Annotated in this window: 17 protein-coding genes; 11 read left to right on the top strand and 6 right to left on the bottom strand. The window is 68.4% G+C overall.

What is annotated here, in order from left to right; translation table 11 throughout:
- Positions 1–18: 18 nt before the first annotated feature.
- The 3 genes from AT699_RS22045 to AT699_RS22035 form a co-directional block, all read right to left on the bottom strand.
- On the bottom strand, positions 19–840 hold the full coding sequence (locus tag AT699_RS22045; RefSeq protein ID WP_006386525.1) for an ABC transporter ATP-binding protein: 822 nt from the start codon (positions 838–840) through the stop codon (positions 19–21).
- Between the two features lie 2 nt (positions 841–842).
- Positions 843–1,634, bottom strand: a complete 792-nt coding sequence (locus AT699_RS22040; RefSeq protein ID WP_058207629.1) for an ABC transporter permease — start codon at positions 1,632–1,634, stop codon at positions 843–845.
- Positions 1,635–1,760: 126 nt separating this feature from the next.
- Entirely contained in the window at positions 1,761–2,768 is a 1,008-nt protein-coding gene (locus tag AT699_RS22035) for an ABC transporter substrate-binding protein (protein WP_024069873.1), read from the bottom strand.
- A 280-nt stretch (positions 2,769–3,048) separates the two neighbouring features.
- Here AT699_RS22035 and AT699_RS22030 point away from each other — a divergent pair, with 280 nt between their 5' ends.
- The 8 genes from AT699_RS22030 (at position 3,049) to AT699_RS21995 (ending at position 12,444) form a co-directional block, all read left to right on the top strand.
- A complete protein-coding gene (locus tag AT699_RS22030) occupies positions 3,049–3,960 on the top strand; it encodes a LysR family transcriptional regulator (protein ID WP_020928900.1) in 912 nt (303 codons plus the stop codon).
- Between the two features lie 122 nt (positions 3,961–4,082).
- Complete coding sequence (locus AT699_RS22025) at positions 4,083–4,751, top strand: DUF4286 family protein (RefSeq protein WP_024069871.1); 669 nt, start codon at positions 4,083–4,085, stop codon at positions 4,749–4,751.
- A gap of 48 nt (positions 4,752–4,799) precedes the next feature.
- Positions 4,800–6,125, top strand: a complete 1,326-nt coding sequence (locus AT699_RS22020) for an MFS transporter (protein WP_024069870.1) — start codon at positions 4,800–4,802, stop codon at positions 6,123–6,125.
- Positions 6,126–6,342: 217 nt separating this feature from the next.
- On the top strand, positions 6,343–7,641 hold the full coding sequence (locus tag AT699_RS22015; RefSeq protein WP_024069869.1) for an imelysin family protein: 1,299 nt from the start codon (positions 6,343–6,345) through the stop codon (positions 7,639–7,641).
- Positions 7,638–9,155 carry a di-heme oxidoreductase family protein gene (locus tag AT699_RS22010; protein WP_024069868.1) on the top strand — a complete coding sequence of 506 codons (1,518 nt, stop codon included), beginning with the start codon at positions 7,638–7,640 and terminating at the stop codon, positions 9,153–9,155. Before AT699_RS22015 ends, AT699_RS22010 begins: the two co-directional genes overlap by 4 nt.
- On the top strand, positions 9,155–10,249 hold the full coding sequence (locus AT699_RS22005) for an imelysin family protein (RefSeq protein ID WP_020928895.1): 1,095 nt from the start codon (positions 9,155–9,157) through the stop codon (positions 10,247–10,249). The genes AT699_RS22010 and AT699_RS22005 overlap by 1 nt, the downstream gene beginning before the upstream one ends.
- Positions 10,250–10,265: 16 nt before the next feature.
- The gene (locus tag AT699_RS22000; RefSeq protein WP_024069867.1) at positions 10,266–11,450 is read left to right on the top strand and encodes a DUF1513 domain-containing protein; all 1,185 of its coding nucleotides are present in this window, start codon (positions 10,266–10,268) and stop codon (positions 11,448–11,450) included.
- A 145-nt stretch (positions 11,451–11,595) separates the two neighbouring features.
- Positions 11,596–12,444: a mechanosensitive ion channel family protein gene (locus AT699_RS21995; RefSeq protein WP_006386533.1), complete on the top strand. Its 849-nt coding sequence runs from the start codon at positions 11,596–11,598 to the stop codon at positions 12,442–12,444.
- 83 nt (positions 12,445–12,527) lie between these two features.
- On the opposite strand, the gene AT699_RS21990 is transcribed toward AT699_RS21995, so the two are convergent.
- Complete coding sequence (locus AT699_RS21990) at positions 12,528–13,289, bottom strand: IclR family transcriptional regulator (RefSeq protein WP_006386534.1); 762 nt, start codon at positions 13,287–13,289, stop codon at positions 12,528–12,530.
- Positions 13,290–13,450: 161 nt separating this feature from the next.
- Here AT699_RS21990 and AT699_RS21985 point away from each other — a divergent pair, with 161 nt between their 5' ends.
- Entirely contained in the window at positions 13,451–14,440 is a 990-nt protein-coding gene (locus AT699_RS21985; RefSeq protein ID WP_006386535.1) for a Bug family tripartite tricarboxylate transporter substrate binding protein, read from the top strand.
- 69 nt (positions 14,441–14,509) lie between these two features.
- Here the strand turns inward: AT699_RS21985 and AT699_RS21980 are convergent, their stop codons facing one another.
- Positions 14,510–15,301: an RNA methyltransferase gene (locus tag AT699_RS21980; RefSeq protein WP_006386536.1), complete on the bottom strand. Its 792-nt coding sequence runs from the start codon at positions 15,299–15,301 to the stop codon at positions 14,510–14,512.
- 120 nt (positions 15,302–15,421) lie between these two features.
- Between AT699_RS21980 and AT699_RS21975 the strand changes: the two genes are divergently transcribed.
- Positions 15,422–16,207: an inositol monophosphatase family protein gene (locus AT699_RS21975; protein WP_006386537.1), complete on the top strand. Its 786-nt coding sequence runs from the start codon at positions 15,422–15,424 to the stop codon at positions 16,205–16,207.
- 237 nt (positions 16,208–16,444) lie between these two features.
- Positions 16,445–17,611, top strand: a complete 1,167-nt coding sequence (locus AT699_RS21970) for a PDDEXK nuclease domain-containing protein (RefSeq protein WP_054499732.1) — start codon at positions 16,445–16,447, stop codon at positions 17,609–17,611.
- A 48-nt stretch (positions 17,612–17,659) separates the two neighbouring features.
- Here the strand turns inward: AT699_RS21970 and AT699_RS21965 are convergent, their stop codons facing one another.
- On the bottom strand, positions 17,660–18,658 hold the full coding sequence (locus AT699_RS21965) for an FAD:protein FMN transferase (RefSeq protein WP_233639643.1): 999 nt from the start codon (positions 18,656–18,658) through the stop codon (positions 17,660–17,662).
- Positions 18,659–18,698: the final 40 nt, after the last annotated feature.

The following is an 18,698-nucleotide window of genomic DNA, read 5'->3' as shown; positions in this document are numbered from 1 at the left end:
CGTGAATGGCGTTGCGTGTCAGCGACGGACTTCGCGCTGGAAGATCTCCAGGCTCAGCTTCTTCATGCCGATGAAGCTGGGCTCGGACAGCGTCTCGACGGTGCGTGGGCGGGCGTCGCCGTAGTCCAGGATCTCGGCCACGCGGGTGGGGCGCTTGGTCAGCAGCAGCACCTGGTCGGCCAGGTACACGGCTTCCTCCAGGTCGTGCGACACCAGCAGCATGGTGGTGCCGGTCTGCATGAAGACTTCCTGCAGCTTTTCGCGGATGAACAGCGTCATCTCGAAGTCCAGCGCCGAAAACGGCTCGTCCAGGAACAGCACTTCCGGTCCCGGGGCCAGCGCGCGCATGATGGAGGCCGTCTGCTGCTGGCCGCCCGACAGTTCGTAGGGATAGCGCTTGAGGTCGAACTTGACGTCGAACGAGGCCACCAGCTCTTCCACGCGCGCGTCGACTTCGGCCTTGCCGCGGCCTTCCAGGCGCAGCGGGTAGGCGATGTTGTCGATGGTGCGCAGCCACGGGAACATGGCCTCGCGGTAGTTCTGGAAGACGTAGCCGATCTTGGTCTGGGCCAGCGACTTGCCGTCGAACAGGATCTCGCCGGCATCGATGGGGATGAGACCGGCGATCATGTTGATCAGCGTCGACTTGCCGCAGCCGTTGGGGCCGAACACCGAGACGATCTTGCCCTTGGGGATGTCGAGGTTGAAGTCCTCGTACAGCGGCCAGCCGGCGAAATACTTGGTCAGGCCGCGGATGGTGATGTGGGTGCCGGCCGGGCCCGGCCGGAACGGCGCGGGCGTGGGGGCGGGGGCGATGACGGGATTGATGACGGTGGACATGATTATCGGCCGCTCCAGTGGACCACGCGCTTTTCCAGCACCAGGAAAAGGATGTTGAGAACGTAGCCGAGCGCGCCGGCGGCCAGGATCGAGGCGTACATGTCGCGCACGTTCAGCACCTGCTGGGCGTTGATGATGCGGTTGCCGAGCCCGCTGTCCGAGCCGATGAACATCTCGGCCACGATCACGATGACCAGCGCCATCGATACGCCGCTGCGCAGGCCGACGAAGGTGGGTTGCAGGCTTTCCCAGATCAGCACGTCCTTGAAGATCTGCCAGCGCGAGGCGCCCATCACCCGCGCCGCCATCACGCGCTGCTTGCGCGCATTGATGACGCCGTAGGCGCTGTTGAACAGGATCACCAGCACCGCGGCGAAGGCGGCGATGGCGATCTTGTTCATGTCGGTCACGCCGAAGATCATCAGGAACAGCGGGATCAGCGCCGACGACGGCGTCGAGCGGAAGAAGTCCACCAGGAATTCGACGCTGCGGTAGGCTTTTTCATTGCTGCCCAGCAGCACGCCGAGCGGCACGCCGATCACGCCGGCGATGACGAAGGCCTGCAGCGTGCGGCTGACCGAGGCCAGGAAGTCGCCCAGCAGCGGGCCGCCGGCCATGCCCTTGGCCAGTGCCACCAGCGTGGCGTCGGGCGTGGGCAGCAGCACCGGGCTGACCAGTTGCAGGCGCACCACCAGGTCCCACACCACGTACAGCGCCAGCGGGCCGATCAGCGGCAGCAGGCGCGCGGCGGTCCAGGTGCGCGGCGGGCGCGAGGCGGGCGCGGCGGCAGGCATGCCGGCGCGGGCGGTTTTGCCCGGCGACCCGGCGGCCGGGTGGGCGGCCGCCGTCGCGACGGCCGCGTGGCCGGCGCCGCCGGCCGGGGCCGCGCTGGCGCGGTTGGCGTTGATCGCGTCCATGGCTCAGCCCTTGTACAGCATCGAGGCCACGTCCACCTTCTGCGCGAAGATGCCCTTGTCGGCGAACAGGTCGAAGAATTTCTGGAAGTACTGGATGTCGCTGGGGGTGAACTCGTTGTAGAGCGTGTAGGCGGCCAGCGGCACGGCTTCGGTCATGGGACCTTCGATGGCGGTGTAGCCCTTCATGAAGGGGCGCGCCTCGTCGGGCTTGCTGCGGATCAGCTCGATGCCGCGGGCGTAGGCGGCGATGAATTTCCTGCTTTCCTCGGGATGCTTCTTCAGGAACGCGGTGGTCAGCGAGGCCGAGCCGCCGAACCACGGCGCCATCGGATCGCCCAGCACGTATTTGGCGATCACGCCCGCCTCGAGCACGCGGGTGGTGCCGTTCAAGCGCCCGACCGTGCCGGTGGGCTCGAGCGTGTAGCACGCATCCAACTGGCCGGCGGCGACCGCGGCGACGTGCTGGCTGATCGCCAGCTCGACCACGGTCGCCCCGGTTGCGCCGGCGCGCTCCAGCACTGCTTTGGCCAGCGTGGCATTCTGGATGCCGGGTCCAGAACCGACCTTTTTCCCCTTGAGGTCTGCGATGGATTTAATGGGACTGTCTTTCGCGACGATGAACTCGTCCAGCACGTTCCTGGCGTTGCTGGGATTCGAGGCGAATATCTTGAACAGGCCGGGCGAGGCGATCTCGCCGATGGCCAGGTTGGCCGAGCCGGTGCCGTTGGCGCTGCCGTCGGCGCGGCCCGCCAGCATGGCTTCCATGACCTGCTGGGCGCCGGCGAACTTGAGCGGCTCGACGTTCAGGCCGGCTTCCTTGAAATAGCCCTTTTCGATGGCGGCGTAGAACGGCAGGCCGGCCGCGACCGGCCAGTAGCCGATGCGGATGACCGGGCCCGACTGCGCCCGCACCAGGGCCGGCGCGGCCAGCGTGGCGGCGCCCAGCGCGGCGCCTTGCATCAGCCGGCGGCGGGTGGCATTGAAAGCGAAGGGCGCGGGGCGGTCGGTCATGCGGGACTCCTGGTCGGAAAAGTGACGGGCGCTTGTAGACAAGCTTGCATACCAGTCATCAAGCAAGACCCGTGCCAACCGCCTTTTGCCCGGTTTTCGCGCCCCGCGGCGCCATCCGGGCGCGGCGCATGAACCATGCTGGTGCACGCGGCACCGCGAGAGGGCGTGCGTTGCATCATGGCGCGAGCGGCGCGCCAGGCGTTAGGATGTGAACAGGCCGGGGCCTGCCGCCCCGCCGTTCCTGAAAAGGGCGCGTCGCCAGGCGCGCCATGGCGTGGATATGAATACCCGTTTTGTCGAAGCATTCCTGTGGTCCGCCCGCCTGGGCAGTTTTCGCGCGGCCAGCGACCGCCTGCACATCACTCAGGCCGCGGTGGCCAACCGCATCGCCTCGCTCGAGGAGGACATCGGCGCGCGCCTGTTCGAGCGCGATGCCAAGGAGCTGCGGCTCACGGCGGTGGGCACGCGCCTGCTGGATTACGGTGAGCGCCTGCTGCAGCTGCGCCAGCAGATCCTGTCGCTGGGCCGCACCGGCGACGAGGTGTTCGGGCTGGTGCGCATCGGCGCCATCGAGACGGTGGTGCACACCTGGCTGATCGGTTTCCTGACGAACCTGCGCTCGACCTATCCGGGCATCGAGGTGCAGCTGACCTCGGAGACCACCCGCGCCCTGCATCGTGGCCTGCGCGAAGGCACGCTCGATATTGCCTTCCAGACCGATCTGCTGACCGACACCGGCGTCATCAGCACGCCCTGCCTGCCGATGGAAATGGGCTGGGTGGGGCCGGCCGGTGATGAAGATGCGCTGACGGTGCAGCAGCTGCTGGCCGAACCGGTGCTGACCATGAGCCCCGGTTCGCAGCCGCATGAGGCATTGAAAGGGCTGTTCCGGGAAGCCGGGCTGCCCCTGGGCAAGGTGCACTGCGTCAGCTCGATCTCGGCGCTGGCGCGGCTGGTGCGCAGCGGCTTTGGCCGCGCCCTGGTGCCGCTGCCGCCGATCTACGAATACGTGGCGCGCGGCGAAGTGCAGATGATCCGCTGCGACGTGCCGGTGCCACCGCAACTGCTGGTGGTGAGCTACCTGGAAGGCGCCGGCTCGGACGCGATCCGGCTGGTGGCCGAACTGGCCTGCCGCGCGTCGGACCAATACACCGCGTCGGTCACGCCGCCAAAATTCGGATCCGCGCAATAGCGTTATCCCTAGGTCGGCGCTCAATAATTTTATTGCTGGCGCGAAAAATTACTCGTTTGTCGGGCATGGCCGCCTCGGCCGAAGATGAGTCCCTTCCGTTATCGCAGGGATTTCTTCGTTCCATGAGCCAAGCCACCACTCCGTCCACGCCCAACGGCATGCTGTTCGTCGCCTGCGACGTCGATCCCGCTTTCGAGACCGATTTCAATCGCTGGTACGACCGCGAGCACGTCGAAGAACGCGTGCGCATCCCCGGCTTCCTGTCGGGCGCGCGCTATTTCTCGCTGTCCGGCGGCCGCAAGTACCTGGGGCTGTACCGCACGCAATCGCTGGGCGCCTTCACCACCGCGGACTACCGCGCCGCGTTCGAGCGCCAGACGCCGTGGTCCGTGACCAACCTGGACCGCATGCGCGATCCGATGCGGCGGGTGTGCGCGGTGCAGGCCGTGACCGGCTTCGGCAGCGGGAGCCACATCGCGGTGCTGCCGCTGGTGTTTGGCGGCGATGCCGAGGCGCTGCGGACGCGGGCGGCCGAGGCGGGCGCGGCGCTGGCCCGGGCCGATGGCTTCGTTCAGTCCTATCTGCTGGCGCCGGATGCCGCCCTGAGCGGTCCGTTGCCGCGCGAATCCACCGAAAACCGTCGCCTCGATCCGCTCTTCGTGATCGAAGCCAGCTCGGCGGGTGTGGCCCAGGCCTTGGGCGAACAGGCGGCCGCGGCGTTCGGCACGCGCGGCGCCGACACCTGGCTGCTGGAGCTGGGCTGGAAGCTGGCCGCGGCCGACTTGCGTTGACGCGCGCCAAGCGCCGCAACGCCACACACACAGACATGGGGAACCACAATGGCTGAGAACACCTTGCACGCGCCCGCGTCCGCCCACGGCGGCGCGGCGCCCGACAACATGAAGATGAAGAAACTGGCGATGGCCAGTTCGGTTGGCACCACGCTGGAGTGGTACGACTTCACTATCTACAACCTGATGGCGGCGTTGGTGTTCAACGCCATCTTCTTCCCGTCGTTCGACCCGCTGACCGGCACCATCCTGGCGTTCTCGACCTATGCCGTGGGCTACGTCTCGCGGCCGCTGGGCGGTTTCGTCTTCGGCCACCTGGGCGACCGCCTGGGGCGCAAGTTCGTGCTGGTCGCCACCTTGGTCATCATGGGCGTGTCGACCGGGCTGATGGGCATGCTGCCCACCTACGGCACCTGGGGCGTGTGGGCGCCGGTGGCGCTGGTGGCATTGCGCTTCATCCAGGGCGTGGCGCTGGGCGGCGAGTGGGCCGGCGCGGTGCTGCTGTCGATGGAACACGGCAAACCCGACCAGCGCGGCCGCAATGCGTCCTTCACGCAGGTCGGCCCGTCGTGCGGCACGCTGGTCGGCACCGGCTTCATCGCGCTGATCTCGCTGTGGCTCACGCCCGAGGAATTCCAGGCCTGGGGCTGGCGCGTGCCGTTCGTGTCGAGCGTGGCGCTGGTGCTGTTCGGCCTGTGGCTGCGCCGCGGGGTCGAGGAAACGCCGGTGTTCCTGGAAATGGAACAGAAGCGCGAAACCGCCAACACCCCGATCAAGGAAGTGCTGGTGCAACACTGGCGCCAATTGCTGGTGGCCGGCGGCTCGCGCATCGGTTCGGACGTGCTGTACGCGCTGGTGGTGGTGTTCACGCTGACCTACGTGACCACCGTGCTGCACCTGTCGCGGCCGCTGGCGCTGGGCGCCACCATGCTGGGCGCGGCGCTCAATGCCATCGCCGTGCCGCTGTGCGGGCATTTGTCGGACAAGATCGGGCGCCGTCCCGTGTACGTGGCCGGCGCGGTGCTGGGCATGGTCTGGGCCTTCGTGTTCTTCACGCTGATGGACACCGCGCATCCGGTCGCGATCTGCGCGGCGGTGGTGGTGGGCCTGTTGATCCACGCGATGATGTACGGCCCGCAGGCCGCCTTCATCACCGAGCAGTTCCCGGGCCGGGTGCGCTACGCCGGGTCGTCGCTGGCCTACACGCTGGCCGGCATCGTCGGCGGAGGCTTCGCGCCGCTGATCATCGCCAGCCTGTTCAAGTCGTGGAGTTCGACCGTGGCGGTGTCGCTGTACGTGGCCGCCGCGCTGGTGGTGACCGCCGTGTCGGTGCTGGCCGCCAGGGAAACCGCCAAGGCGCCGTTGCAGCGTTGAGCATCCGGCCGGCCTGGCTGGCAGGAAGCCCGGGACCGCTCCCGGGCTTTTTTTCGTCCCCGGCCCGGTTTTGCTGGCTTTTTCCGTTCGGATAAACGTCAGGTATCTGACTTTTCGCTGAATAACAAACGAAAATTGTTTACACTCGCATCCACAAATTCAAGTGTGGACGGGGCCGCCGCGGGGTGGATTTCGTCCGATTTACGGGAGAAAGTCGATGCGCAAGTTGTTGTTGGGGGCGGCGCTGGCCGTCGCGGCATTCGGGGGAACGGTTCATGCCGCCACGCAGCCCAAGGCCGTGGTGGCGAACTATTCAGACCTGGCGCTGGCGGGCTATCAAGACGCGCTGACCTCCGCCAAGACGCTGCGCGAGGCCATCAACGCCCTGGTCGCCAAGCCCAGCGCGGACACGCTCAAGGCCGCCCGCCGGGCCTGGCTGGACGCGCGCGTGCCGTACCAGCAGACCGAGGCGTTCCGCTTCGGCAACCCGATCGTCGACGACTGGGAAGGGCGCGTGAACGCCTGGCCGCTGGACGAAGGCCTGATCGACTACGTCGACGCCTCCTACGGCACCGAGAACGACGAGAACGCCTACTACGCGGTCAACGTCATCGCCAACTCCAAGATCTCGGTAGGCGGCAAGACCGTCGATGTCAGCGAGATCACGCCCAAGCTGCTGTCCGAAGTGCTGCACGAGGCCGACGGCAACGAGGCCAACGTCGCCACCGGCTACCACGCCATCGAATTCCTGCTGTGGGGCCAGGACCTTAACGGCACCGGCCCGGCACCGGCCGACCGCAAGGGCACGCCGCAGGAGCGCCACTCGGGCAACCGCCCGCACACCGACTACGACGTCAAGCAGTGCACCGGCGGCAACTGCGAACGCCGCATCGCCTACCTGAAGGCCGTGACCGACCTGCTGGTGACCGACCTGGAAGAGATGGTCGGCAATTGGCAGAAGGACGGCGCCGCGCGCAAGGCCGTGGAAGAAGACCCCAAGGCCGGCCTGGTGGCGATGCTGACCGGCGTGGGCAGCCTGTCGTACGGCGAACTGGCCGGCGAGCGCATGAAGCTCGGCCTGATGCTGCACGATCCCGAGGAAGAGCACGACTGCTTCTCGGACAATACCCACAACTCGCACTTCTACAACCAGATCGGCATCCGCAACGTCTACCTGGGCGCGTACACCCGCGTCGATGGCAAGCAGGTGTCGGGCGCCAGCCTGTCGGAACTGGTCAAGGCGCGCGATCCGAAGCTGGACGCGGAAGTGCGCGCCAAGCTGGACGCCACCGTGGCCGCCATGCAGGCCATGAAGACCCACGCCGAGACGGTCGAGACCTACGACCAGATGATCGCCGACGGCAACAAGGAAGGCAACGCCGTGGTGCAGGCCGCCATCGACCGCCTGGTCGACCAGACCCGCAGCCTGGAGCGCGTGATCGCGCTGCTGGACCTGGGCAAGGTCGCCATCGAAGGTTCCGACAGCCTGGACAAACCCGACGCCGTATTCAAGTGAAGCTCGTATTCGCCGCCGTACTGGCGGCGTCGGCCCATGCCGGCGCCGCCGCCGCTCCAACCGCGCCCGCCGGGCGCGACGACCTGAGCGCCGAAGACCTCAAGCGGGTCCTCGCCATCACCGCGCCGACCCGTGATTTCTCCAAGGCCGAAACCTTCGAGACCATGCAGGCGGGCGCCACCACCACCAACAAGCTCATCAACGCCGACATTTTCTCGCAGCCGTCGGCCAACATGAGCTTCGAGCGGCGCCAGGAATTCCAGGTCGGCAACGGCCTGTTCCGCAAGGACTGGGTGTCCGCGCCGGCGTCCACGCAGGCCTCCGACGGCCTCGGGCCGCTGTTCAACGCGCGTTCGTGCCAGGCCTGTCATACCAAGGACGGGCGCGGCTCGGTGCCGGGCTTCGATCCGCTGGAACGTCCCGACGCGGTGGCGCTGCTGCTGCGCCTGGCGGTGCCGGAGGGCCCCGACCGCGGCCATCCGCGGCTGGCGCCGGGCGAGATCGCGCTGCTGCCCGAGCCGGTTTACGGCGTGCAGCTGCAGAACTTCGCCGTGGCCGGCCTGCCGGCCGAAGGCCGCATGGAAATCGAATACACGCCGGTCACGGTCAAGCTCAACGGTGGCGAGACCGCGACGTTGATGAAGCCGGTCTACCGCATCGACAACCTGGGCTACGGTCCGATGCGCAAGGACACGCAGATATCGCCGCGCCTGGCGCCGCCGATGATCGGCCTGGGCCTGCTGGAATCGATCCACCAGGCCGACATCCTGGCCAACATCGGCGCCGACAAGCGCGACGGCATCGTCGGCAAGGCCAACTGGGTGACCGACGCGCGCACCGGCCAGCGCGTGCTGGGCCGCTTCAACCTGAAGGCCGGGCAGCCCACGGTGGAGCAGCAGAGCGCCGCCGCGTTCTCCAACGACATGGGCCTGTCGACGCCGCTGTTCCCCAATCACCACGGCGACTGTACGCCGGCGCAACCCCAGTGCCTGGAGATGCCGCACGGCGCGCAACCGCGTTTCGGCCCCGAGGAAGTGCCGGCCAAGCTGATGGACTTCGTCACCACCTATTCCACCAACCTGGCGGTGCCGCAGCGGCGCGACGCCGACGACGCCCGCGTGCTGGCCGGCAAGAAGCTGTTCTACGAGGCCAACTGCGTCGCCTGCCATGTGCCCAAGTACGTCACCAGCCGCGATGCGAAACAGGCCGAGCACCGCTTCCAGCTGATCTGGCCGTACACCGACATGCTGGTGCATGACATGGGCGATGACCTGGCCGACGGCGTGTCCGACGGCTCGGCCAATGGCCGCGAATGGCGCACGCCGCCGCTGTGGGGCATCGGCCTGACCCGGACCGTCAATCCCAACGCTACCTGGCTGCACGACGGCCGCGCCCGCACGCTGCTGGAAGCGGTGCTGTGGCACGGCGGCGCCGGCCAGCCGGCGCGCGATCGCGTGGTGGCGATGACGCCCGAAGAACGCGCCGACCTGATCCGTTTCCTGGAGTCGCTGTAATGGCTATCTTTGTTGCACGCTGGCGCGCGCCGGCCCGGACCCTGGCCGCCGCGCTGGCGCTGGCCTGGCCGCTGGCCGCGGGCGCCGAACTGCCCGCCGACCTGGGTGAGCGCCTGGCGCAGGGCTACGCGCGGCCGGCGGCCGCCGGCATGGTCGCGGCTGCCACCGACCTGGAAGGCGCGCTGGGCCAGTGGTGCGGCAAGCCGGACGCGGACGGCGCCAAGCGCGTGGAAGCCGCCTTCGCCGGCCTGGCGCTGGCGTGGGCGCGGCTCGAACCATTGCGTTTCGGTCCCCTGGTGCAGGCCAATCGTTATGAACGCCTGGCATTCTGGCCCGATACCCGGGGCGTGATGCCCCGGCAGGTGCAGGCCTTGATCGCCGCGCAGGACGCCGAACTGCTCAAGCCGGGCGCGCTGGCGGGCCGCAGCGTGGCGGTGCAGGGCCTGCCGGCGCTGGAATTCGTGCTGTACGGCGAACCGGCAGCGCTCACGCAGACCGCCGCGCCGACCTTCGGCTACGCCTGCGGCTATGCCCGCGCCGTGTCGGCCAACATTGCCGCGATCTCGCGCGACGTGGCGCAGGCCTGGGAGGCCAAGGCCGAGTTCGGCCGCCAGTTCGCGCGGCCCCAGGCGGGCAATGACCTCTACCGCGATCCGCAGGAGGTGGCGGCCGAAGCCATGAAGGCGCTGTCCACCGGCCTGCAGTTCGCGCGCGACGTGAAGCTGTTGCCCGTGCTGGGCGATTCGGCCGGGAGCGCGCGGCCCAAGCGCGCCGCCTTCTGGCGCAGCGGCCTGTCCACGCGCACGCTGGCGGCCAGCCTGGATGGCCTGGCGGCGTTCTACACGGCGGGCGGCTATGCGCTGCCCAAGGGCGAGGACTGGATGCCGGGCGCGGTGCTGGGCGAATTGCAGGGCGCGGCGCGCGCGTTGCGCGAGGCGCCGGCGCCGCTGGAGCAGGCCCTGGCCGACGCGGAAGGGCGGCGCCTGCTGGGCCTGGCGGCGCTGACGTTGAAGAACGCCAAAGCCATCGTCGACCAGGACCTGGCGCCGGCACTGGGCGTGACCATCGGCTTCAATGCGCTCGATGGCGATTGATCGAGCGCCGGCCGCGATGCCGGCCGATCCAAGCGGGCGACCCGCGCCGCGCGTGGCGGACGGCGCGCCGGCGCGGCCCGCGCGGCGCGAATTCCTGGCATGGGGCGCCGCGGGCGCGCTGGGCGCCACGCTGGCCTGGCCCGGCGCGGCGCTGGCCACGGCGGCGCGCGATGACACCGCGCTGTACCTGGCGGCGCGCCAGCGCGGCGGCCGCGACGAGGCGGTGGTCCTGGATGCGTCCGGGCAGGACCGCCGGGTGCTGCCGATGCCCGCGCGCGGCCACAGCTTCGCCATCGACGCGGCCGGCGGCCGCGCCGTGGTGTTCGGGCGCCAGCCGGGCTTTTTCGCCCTGGCCTTCGACCTGCGCGGCGAACGCGCGCCGCTCGAACTGCCGTTGCCGCAAGATCGCCATTTCTTCGGCCACGGCGCCTATTTCGATGGCGGCCGCCTGCTGGCCGCCACCGAAAACGATTTCGAAGGCGCGCGCGGCGTGCTCGGCATCTATGACGCCACGCCCGGCGGCGGCTACCGCCGCGTCGGCGAGTACGACAGCGGCGGCATCGGCCCGCACGAAGTCGTCCTGATGCCGGACGGCAGGACCTTGTGCGTGGCCAATGGCGGCATCCTGACCCACCCCGACTACGGCAAGCTCGAACTCAATCTCGATACCATGCGCCCGTCGCTGGCGTACCTGGACGCGGCCAGCGGCAGGTTGCTGGAAAAGGTGGAACTGGCGCCCGAGTTGCATCGCCTGTCGATCCGCCACCTGGCGCTGGCGGCCGATGGCAGTGTGTGGTTCGGCTGCCAGTACATGGGACCGGCCGGCGACCGCCCGGCGCTGGTGGGCCGCCACCGGCGCGGCGCGCCGGCGCAGCTGCACGCCGGACCGGCGGCCACGCTGCGCGAGATGCGCAATTACGTCGGTTCGGTGGCGGCGGACGCCGCCGGCGCGGTCATCGCCACCTCCAGCCCCGTGGGCGGCCGGGTGCTGTACTGGGACGCCGCCAGCGGGGCCTGCCTGGGCGAGACGCGGCTGGCCGACGGCTGCGGCGTGGCGCCGGCGCCGCGCGCCGGTTTCCTTGTCAGCAGCGGGTTGGGCGCCATGCTGCGCACCGATGCCGCGGGTGGCGAACAGCCGCTGCTGGCGCCGTCGCGCGAACGTTCCTGGGACAACCACTTCCGCAAGGTCGCCGGCGCCTGACCGCGCCGTTGCCGCCGCATATCCCTGCGGCTCAGCCAGCGCGCTTTACAAAGCCTGACATACCGGACACCCGCCGGCGCCCTTTCCGCATGACGCATCTGATACAGTTTTCGGCTGTCTTTTTTTGCATGAGGGAGCGACAACGATGGAAGACGCCTTGAAGGAATTCAATGCCTGGGCGCCCAGGCTGGTGGACCTGGGCATCAATCTGCTGGTGGCCTTGCTGATCCTGGTCATCGGCTGGTGGGTGTCGACGCTGCTGGGCCGCTGGGTTCGGCGCATCGCCACGCGTTCCAGCAAGATCGACCCGACCATCGTGCCGATGTTCTACAGCACCGTGGTATGGACGGTGCGCATCTTCACGCTGATCGCGGTGCTGGCGCGTTTCGGGGTGCAGACCGCCAGCCTGATCGCGGTGCTTGGCGCCGCCGGCCTGGCCGTCGGCCTGGCGCTGCAGGGCACGCTGCAGAACATCGCGGCCGGCATCATGCTGCTGATCCTGCGCCCGGTGCGTGCCGGCGAATACGTCGGTTTGAGCTCCGGCGCCGAAGGCACGGTCGAGGAAGTCGGCCTGTTCCTGACGCGCCTGATCCAGGTCGACGGCATCCACCTGACGCTGCCCAACAGCACCGTCTGGAACGCCACCATCACCAACTACAGCCGCAACAAGACCCGCCGCCTGGATATCCCGGTACCGGTGCGCTATGGCGATGACCTGAACGCGGTGCTGACCAAGCTGCAGGACATCGTCGCGGCCAATCCGAACGCGCTGAAGGATCCGCAGCCGCTGGTGAAGGTGGTCGACTACAAGGAAAGCGGCGTGGTCGTGAACGTGCGGGTGTGGGCCGACGCCGCCAAGTACTGGGACCTGCGCTGGGGCCTGTACCAGGACATCCGCCTGTCGCTGGAGGCCGCGGGCTTCCAGGCGCCGATCCCGCTGCGCGAGATCCAGAACCCCAAGGCCAGCGAGCCCAAGGCTGGCGCCGCGGCCTGAGCGTATGGCCTGCAATGAAAAGGGCGTCCCGGCCGATGGCGGGACGCCCTTTTTCATGGCGCGGCGTGGACCGCGTGCCGGGCTCAGGCCTGCACCGCCAGCCGCGCCAGTTCGGCCTTGATCCAGCCGGCGATCTCGCGCTGGCGCTGGGCCGGCATGCGGTCGATGATGGCCGTGACGCTGACCGCCAGCAGCGGCGCGCCATGGTTGTCGAGCAGGGCGCAGCCCACGCCCAGCGCGCCGCGCACGGCATGGTTGCCCACCACCGAATAGCCGCGGGCGCGGGTGTTTTCGATCAGGCGGAACATCTCTTGCGGCGTCATGCCGCCGTATTCGTCCAGCCGGCTGGAGTTGCGCTCGACGATGCCGCGCGCGACGTCGTCGGGCAGCGCGGCCAGCAGCGCCATGCCGCCCGAGCCCACGCCCAGCGGCTGGCGCTTGCCGGCGTAGGTGGCCAGGATCTGCACCGGATAGCTGCCGATCTCGCGATGCAGGCTGATGGAGTCGTCTTCATCGCGCACCACCAGGAACACGGCGTCGCCGGTGCGGTCGGCCAGGCGTCGCAGCACCGGCAGCAGCTGGCGCACGCGCGGATCGCGCGAGCGGGTGTCGGGGTCCACCGCCAGCTGGGCGCGGTACTTCTTGGTGCCCGTCACCGGCAGCACCAGGCCCGCGTCGAGCAGGGCCGCCAGCAGGCGGTAGATGGTGGGACGCTGGATGCCCGTCAGGCGGGCGATATCGGTCACGCTGAGCCCATCGGGGCCCTGGTCCCGCAGGGCGGCCAGAACGGCCAATCCGCGCCGCAATGTGCGGGGGCCTGCGGCCGCGGCATCGCTGTCTTGCATGCAACTCTCTGAAAACTTGGGGGTTATGGCGCAATGGTCAAGGGAAAACCATAGTCCGTAGCGTGGACTCTACCTTGATGCTCCGCTCGTGTATAGATCAGAATGCAGCATCCAATAATTCGAATCGTCCATTTAATGGACAGTATCAGCACGGAGACTATATGAAGACCGGTCAAAAGCCTGGACTGCGGCGTCTTGCCGCCACGCTACTGGCTACCGCCGCAAGCGCTTTCGCCATGGGTTCCGCCCAGGCCGCCTATCCCGACAAACCTGTCCGCATCGTGGTCGGCTTTTCCGCCGGCGGCACCACCGACGTGATCGCCCGCATCATGGCCAAGGAGCTCACCGAGAGCCTGGGCCAGTCGTTCGTGGTCGAGAACAAGCCGGGCGCCGGCAGCAACATCGCTACCGACATGGTGCAGCGCGCCGCGCCGGACGGCTACACGCTGCTGTTCGTGGCCGTCACCAGCGCCATCAACCAGACGCTGTACAAGAACGTCACGTTCGACCTGACGAAGGACTTCACCCCGGTGGCGCTGGGCGCCAAGGTGCCGAACATCCTGGTGGTGAACCCGCAGGTGCCGGTCAAGACGGTGCAGGAACTGGTCGACTACGCCAAGAAGAACCCGGGCAAGCTGGCGTTTGCCTCGTCGGGCAGCGGCACCTCGATCCACATGGCCGGCGAACTGTTCAAGATGAAGGCCGGCATCGACGTGCTGCACGTGCCGTACAAGGGCAGCGCCCCGGCCATCACCGACCTGATCGGCGGCCAGGTGCAATTCATGTTCGACAACATGCCGTCGGCCTGGCCGCACGCGCAATCGGGCAAGCTGCGCGCGCTGGCGGTGACCACGTCGGACCGCTCCAAGAGCGCGCCGGACCTGCCCACCATGCAGGAATCGGGCTTCGCCGGCTTCGACGTATCGTCGTGGTTCGGCCTGATCGCGCCGGCCGGCACGCCGCCGGAAGTGGTCAACAAGCTCAACGCCGCCATGGTCAAGGCGCTGGACAAGCCGGAAGTGCAGACCAGCTTCGAAAAACTGGGCGCCGTGGGCGTCAAGACCACGCCGGCCGAATTCGGCCAGTTCATCAAGTCGGAAGTGGAAGGCTGGGCGCCGGTGGTCAAGGCGTCGGGCGCCAAGGTCGACTGAGCACGCGCTTCGTGCCGCGGCGGGCCAACCGCCGGCGGCCGATGACGGGGGACGGGCAGATGCCCGTCCCTATTTTTTTGGGCCGCCGTCGCGACGCGCCGCGGCCAGCATGGCGGTGCAGACGCCGCGCATCATGTCGACCTCGTCGCGCGTCAGGGCCACCCGGGAAAAAAGGTGCCGCATCCGCGGCAGCAATTTCTTGGGATGGGCCGGGTCCAGGAAGCGCACGCCCACCAGCGCTTCTTCCCAGTGCGCCAGGAAGGCCTGCACCGCTTCCCCGGAGGCTGGCTCGGCCCCGCGCGAGGGCGCTTGCGCGGTGGAGGCGGGCAGCAGGGCGGCGCCCTGGTCCACCAGCAGCGCGTAGCGCAGCTCCCAGGCCGCCAGCTGCAGCGCCTGGGCCACGTTCAGCGAGCTGTATTCGGGGTTGGCCGGGATATGGCAGATGCGGTGGCACAGCCCGATCTGGGCGTTGGTCAGGCCGGCCCGCTCGGTGCCCAGCACGATGGCCGCGCAACCTTCGGCGGTTTCCGCGAGGTGGGCGCAGGCCAGGTCGGCGGCCTGGCGGATGTCGCAGGGCGGGGGGCCCAGGTCGCGCACCCGGGCGGTCAGGGCGAACGCCAGGGTCACGGGCGCCAGCGCCTCTTCCAGGGTATCGTAGATGCGCGCGTTCTCCAGCACGTCCAGGGCGCCGCTGGCCAGGGCCACGGCCTCCGGCTGGCTGGTTACATCGGCGAATTTGGGCCCCACCAGCACCAGTTCCGAGAAGCCCATGGTCTTGATCGCGCGGGCCGCCGAACCGACGTTTCCGGGGTGGCTGGGGTTCACCATGATGAAGCGAACGCGTGAAAATGCTTGAGTCATTTAAAATGGCACGTTTGGCTTAGTGCCTTCCTGGTTTTTTGGGCCGGTTTCCCCCTGTCGGGGGGCGGCGGATCCGGGGGGGTGGCTAGCGGCCTACCCACCGCATACGTACGGAATTTTATGCACCCGATGCTCAACATCGCCATCAAGGCGGCCCGGCGTGCCGGCACCATCATCAACCGTGCCAGCATGGATTTGGAACGACTCAGCGTGGCTCGCAAGGGGCCGCGCGATTATGTCACGGAAGTGGATCGCGCCGCCGAGGAGTCCATCGTCGAGACGCTGCGCGCCGCCTACCCGGACCATGCCGTCCTGGGCGAGGAATTCGGCTTGCAGGGCCCCGACCAGGCGGAATTCCAGTGGATCATCGATCCGCTGGACGGCACCACCAACTTCATCCACGGCCTGCCCAACTACGCCGTGTCGATCGCGCTGACCCAGCGCGGCCAGGTCACGCAGGCGGTCATCTATGACCCGTCGCGCAACGAACTGTTCACCGCCAGCCGTGGCAGCGGCACGTTCCTGAACGACCGCCGCGTGCGCGTCTCGGGCCGCACCCGCTACCACGAGGCCCTGCTGGGCGCGCACTGGCCCAACTCGGGCGACCTGGAACAAGGCTCGCAGCGTTTCCGCACCATGGCCGAAGGCAGCACCGGCGTGCGCCGCCTGGGCGCCACCGTGCTCGACCTGGCCTACGTCGCCTGCGGCCGCCTGGACGGCTTCTGCGGCGTGGGCCTGAAGCCCTGGGACCTGGCGGCCGGCAGCCTGATGGTGCTGGAAGCCGGCGGCCTGGTCGCCGACTTCGACGGCGAACAAGGCTGGATGGATTCGGGCAACGTGCTCGCCGCCAGCCCGAAGATCTTCACGCAGATGCTGTCGGCGCTGAATCCGACGCCGGCTGCCTGAGCGCGCTTCGTTGCCTCCCCAAAACCCGCCACCACGGCGGGTTTTTTGTTTGGGGTGATGCAGTTCGGTCATGTTTTGCGTCAGCGTCCCGGGTGGACTGATTGGTCACGGTGCGCGCGACCATGGCCCGGTTCATGCGCTATGGTCATGCCGCGAGTGATGTGGTGTGTCTGGCGCCGAACGAAGGGTCTACCGGTGACGAAGGCGCCTGCGTCTTCCTCACACGGAGATGATCGCATGACAGGAAAGACGTCGATGCGGCCGAGCCGGGCTGGCGTGTTGCCGGCCGGCTATGCCGGTATTCACGGCGATATCGTCGAGCTGCTCGATAGCGCCCGCCGGAGCGCGGCGCGGCGGGTCAATGCATTGATGACGGCCAGTTACTGGGCGATCGGCCAACGGATCGTCGACGCCGAGCAGAAAGGCAGGCGACGGGCCGGCTACGGGGAACAGTTGATCCAACGGTTGTCCATTGACCTGACCGCGCGGTTCGGGCGCGGCTTCAGCGCCGACAACCTGGAGAACATGCGGGGGTTCTTCCTTGCCTATCCTCCATCTGCAATTTCCGAGACAGTGTCTCGGAAATTCGACGAAACGGGAATGGCCGCGACTTCCGAGACAGCGTCTCGGAAATTCGATCTATCCGATCTGTCCCAGGCATTCACGCTGCCTTGGTCGGCGTATGTGCGATTGCTGTCGGTCAAGGACAGCCAGGCTCGCCGGTTCTACGAGGCGCATGCGCTGCGTGGCGGCTGGAGCGTGCGCCAGCTCGGCCGGCAGATCGAAAGCCAGTTCTACGAGCGCACTGCTTTGTCCAGGAACAAGGCCGCAGTGCTGGCGAAGGCAGCGCTGCCGATGCCTGGGGATAGCGTCACCGCGGACGATGCGATCAAGGATCCGTATGTGCTGGAGTTTCTCGATCTCAAGGACGAATACTCGGAATCCGATCTGGAAGCCGCCCTGACGCAGCGTCTGGAAGGCTTCCTGCTGGAGCTCGGGGAAGGCTTCACCTTCGTGGGGCGGCAGCGTCGATTGCGCATCGACCAGACGTGGTATCGCGTGGATCTGCTGCTGTTTCATCGCAGGCTGCGCTGCCTGGTCATCATCGATCTGAAACTCGGCAGCTTGACCCACGCGGATGTGGGTCAGATGCACATGTACTGCAACTATGCGAAAGCGCACTGGGCGCTTGCCGACGAGAATCCACCGGTGGGGCTGATCCTGTGCGCGGACAAAGGCCGTGCGCTGGCGCAGTATGCGTTGGACGGACTGCCAACCCAGGTGATGGCAGCCAACTACCGCACCGTCCTGCCGGACGCGGCGTTGCTGCAGCGGGAACTGGAGGCCACGCGCAGGCAGTTCGAGGCGCGCCAATCGAGCACCGCCCGCAAGGGAAAATCGTAGCCGCCGGTTCAGCGTTCCCCGTCCGGCAGGCGGTCGGTGCGCATTGCGTTACCCCTGGCCGCCCTGCGACACCAATCCCCCGTCGAGCGGCACGAACCACGCGCGCAGCCCCAGCTCGCGCACGATCGGCGCCGTGACCCGCAGCGGCATGTGCGAGAACGCGGTCGACAGGGCATCGGCCATGGCGGCGTTGGGCGCCATGATCGACACGCTCTGGTAGCGCGGCCGCGCGCTGCCGGTGCGGGGATCGAACAAGTGGGTGCAGCGGCCCGCCGCGTCGATGGCCGTGCCGTAGCCGCTCGATGTGGCCAGCGCCTGGTTGCGCACGGGCACCGAGGCCAGGATCCGCCGCGGCGCGCGCGGATCGGCCAGGCCGACCCGCCAGTCGCCGGGGGATGCGCGGCTGTCCAGCCCGCGGATCTCGCCCATGTCGACCAGCGCGCGATCCAGCCCGCCCTGCTTGAGCAGGCGCGTGATGCAATCGGTGATGTAGCCCTGGGCGATGCCGTTGAGCGTGATGCCCATTGCGGGCCGCCGCAGCTCGATGCGGCGGCTGTCCAGCGTCACGTCCCGGTACGACACGCGTGCCAGGGCCCGCGCCAGCTCGGCCTCGGACGGGCCCTGCGCGGGCGCCCCGGGGCGCGCGAAATGGCTGGCGTACAGCTGCCACAGCGGCTGCACGGTGGGATCGAAGGCGCCATCGGTCAGGCGGCTGTAGCGCAGGCTGTCGCCCAGCAGGCGCAGCAGGTCGGCGGGCGGATCGGCCAGGTAGCCCTGCCGGTTCAGCCGCGCCAGCGCGCTGTCGTCGCGATACAGGCTGAATATGCCTTCCAGGCGATGCAGTTCTGCCAGCGCCTGGTCGATCAGTTGCCGCGCGGCGCGCGGGTCGGGATGGTAGAGCCGCAGTTCGGCATCGGCGCCCAGCGCGACGCCTTGCCAGGTGGTGGGCGCGATCGCGGCGGACGCGCGGCGCAAGGACAGGGGGGCAAGCGCCAGCGCGGATGCGGCGGCGGCGATGCCGATGAAACGGCGGCGGCGTGGATTCATGGCGATGGACATGGCGGATGGGGGCGGCGGGGGCGTTCAA

Source organism: Achromobacter xylosoxidans, assembly GCF_001457475.1.
In the GTDB taxonomy this organism is placed as follows: domain Bacteria; phylum Pseudomonadota; class Gammaproteobacteria; order Burkholderiales; family Burkholderiaceae_B; genus Achromobacter; species Achromobacter xylosoxidans.
The sequence above is the reverse complement of the archived record's forward strand: the minus strand, read 5'-3'. Positions and strand labels throughout refer to the sequence as shown.

Coding starts and splice junctions, on each gene's coding strand:
- AT699_RS22045 (WP_006386525.1), bottom strand. CDS start 840: ATGTCCACCGTCATCAATCCCGTCATCGCCCCCGCCCCCACGCCCGCG.
- AT699_RS22040 (WP_058207629.1), bottom strand. CDS start 1,634: ATGCCTGCCGCCGCGCCCGCCTCGCGCCCGCCGCGCACCTGGACCGCC.
- AT699_RS22035 (WP_024069873.1), bottom strand. CDS start 2,768: ATGACCGACCGCCCCGCGCCCTTCGCTTTCAATGCCACCCGCCGCCGG.
- AT699_RS22030 (WP_020928900.1), top strand. CDS start 3,049: ATGAATACCCGTTTTGTCGAAGCATTCCTGTGGTCCGCCCGCCTGGGC.
- AT699_RS22025 (WP_024069871.1), top strand. CDS start 4,083: ATGAGCCAAGCCACCACTCCGTCCACGCCCAACGGCATGCTGTTCGTC.
- AT699_RS22020 (WP_024069870.1), top strand. CDS start 4,800: ATGGCTGAGAACACCTTGCACGCGCCCGCGTCCGCCCACGGCGGCGCG.
- AT699_RS22015 (WP_024069869.1), top strand. CDS start 6,343: ATGCGCAAGTTGTTGTTGGGGGCGGCGCTGGCCGTCGCGGCATTCGGG.
- AT699_RS22005 (WP_020928895.1), top strand. CDS start 9,155: ATGGCTATCTTTGTTGCACGCTGGCGCGCGCCGGCCCGGACCCTGGCC.
- AT699_RS22000 (WP_024069867.1), top strand. CDS start 10,266: ATGCCGGCCGATCCAAGCGGGCGACCCGCGCCGCGCGTGGCGGACGGC.
- AT699_RS21995 (WP_006386533.1), top strand. CDS start 11,596: ATGGAAGACGCCTTGAAGGAATTCAATGCCTGGGCGCCCAGGCTGGTG.
- AT699_RS21990 (WP_006386534.1), bottom strand. CDS start 13,289: ATGCAAGACAGCGATGCCGCGGCCGCAGGCCCCCGCACATTGCGGCGC.
- AT699_RS21985 (WP_006386535.1), top strand. CDS start 13,451: ATGAAGACCGGTCAAAAGCCTGGACTGCGGCGTCTTGCCGCCACGCTA.
- AT699_RS21980 (WP_006386536.1), bottom strand. CDS start 15,301: ATGACTCAAGCATTTTCACGCGTTCGCTTCATCATGGTGAACCCCAGC.
- AT699_RS21975 (WP_006386537.1), top strand. CDS start 15,422: ATGCACCCGATGCTCAACATCGCCATCAAGGCGGCCCGGCGTGCCGGC.
- AT699_RS21970 (WP_054499732.1), top strand. CDS start 16,445: ATGACAGGAAAGACGTCGATGCGGCCGAGCCGGGCTGGCGTGTTGCCG.
- AT699_RS21965 (WP_233639643.1), bottom strand. CDS start 18,658: ATGAATCCACGCCGCCGCCGTTTCATCGGCATCGCCGCCGCCGCATCC.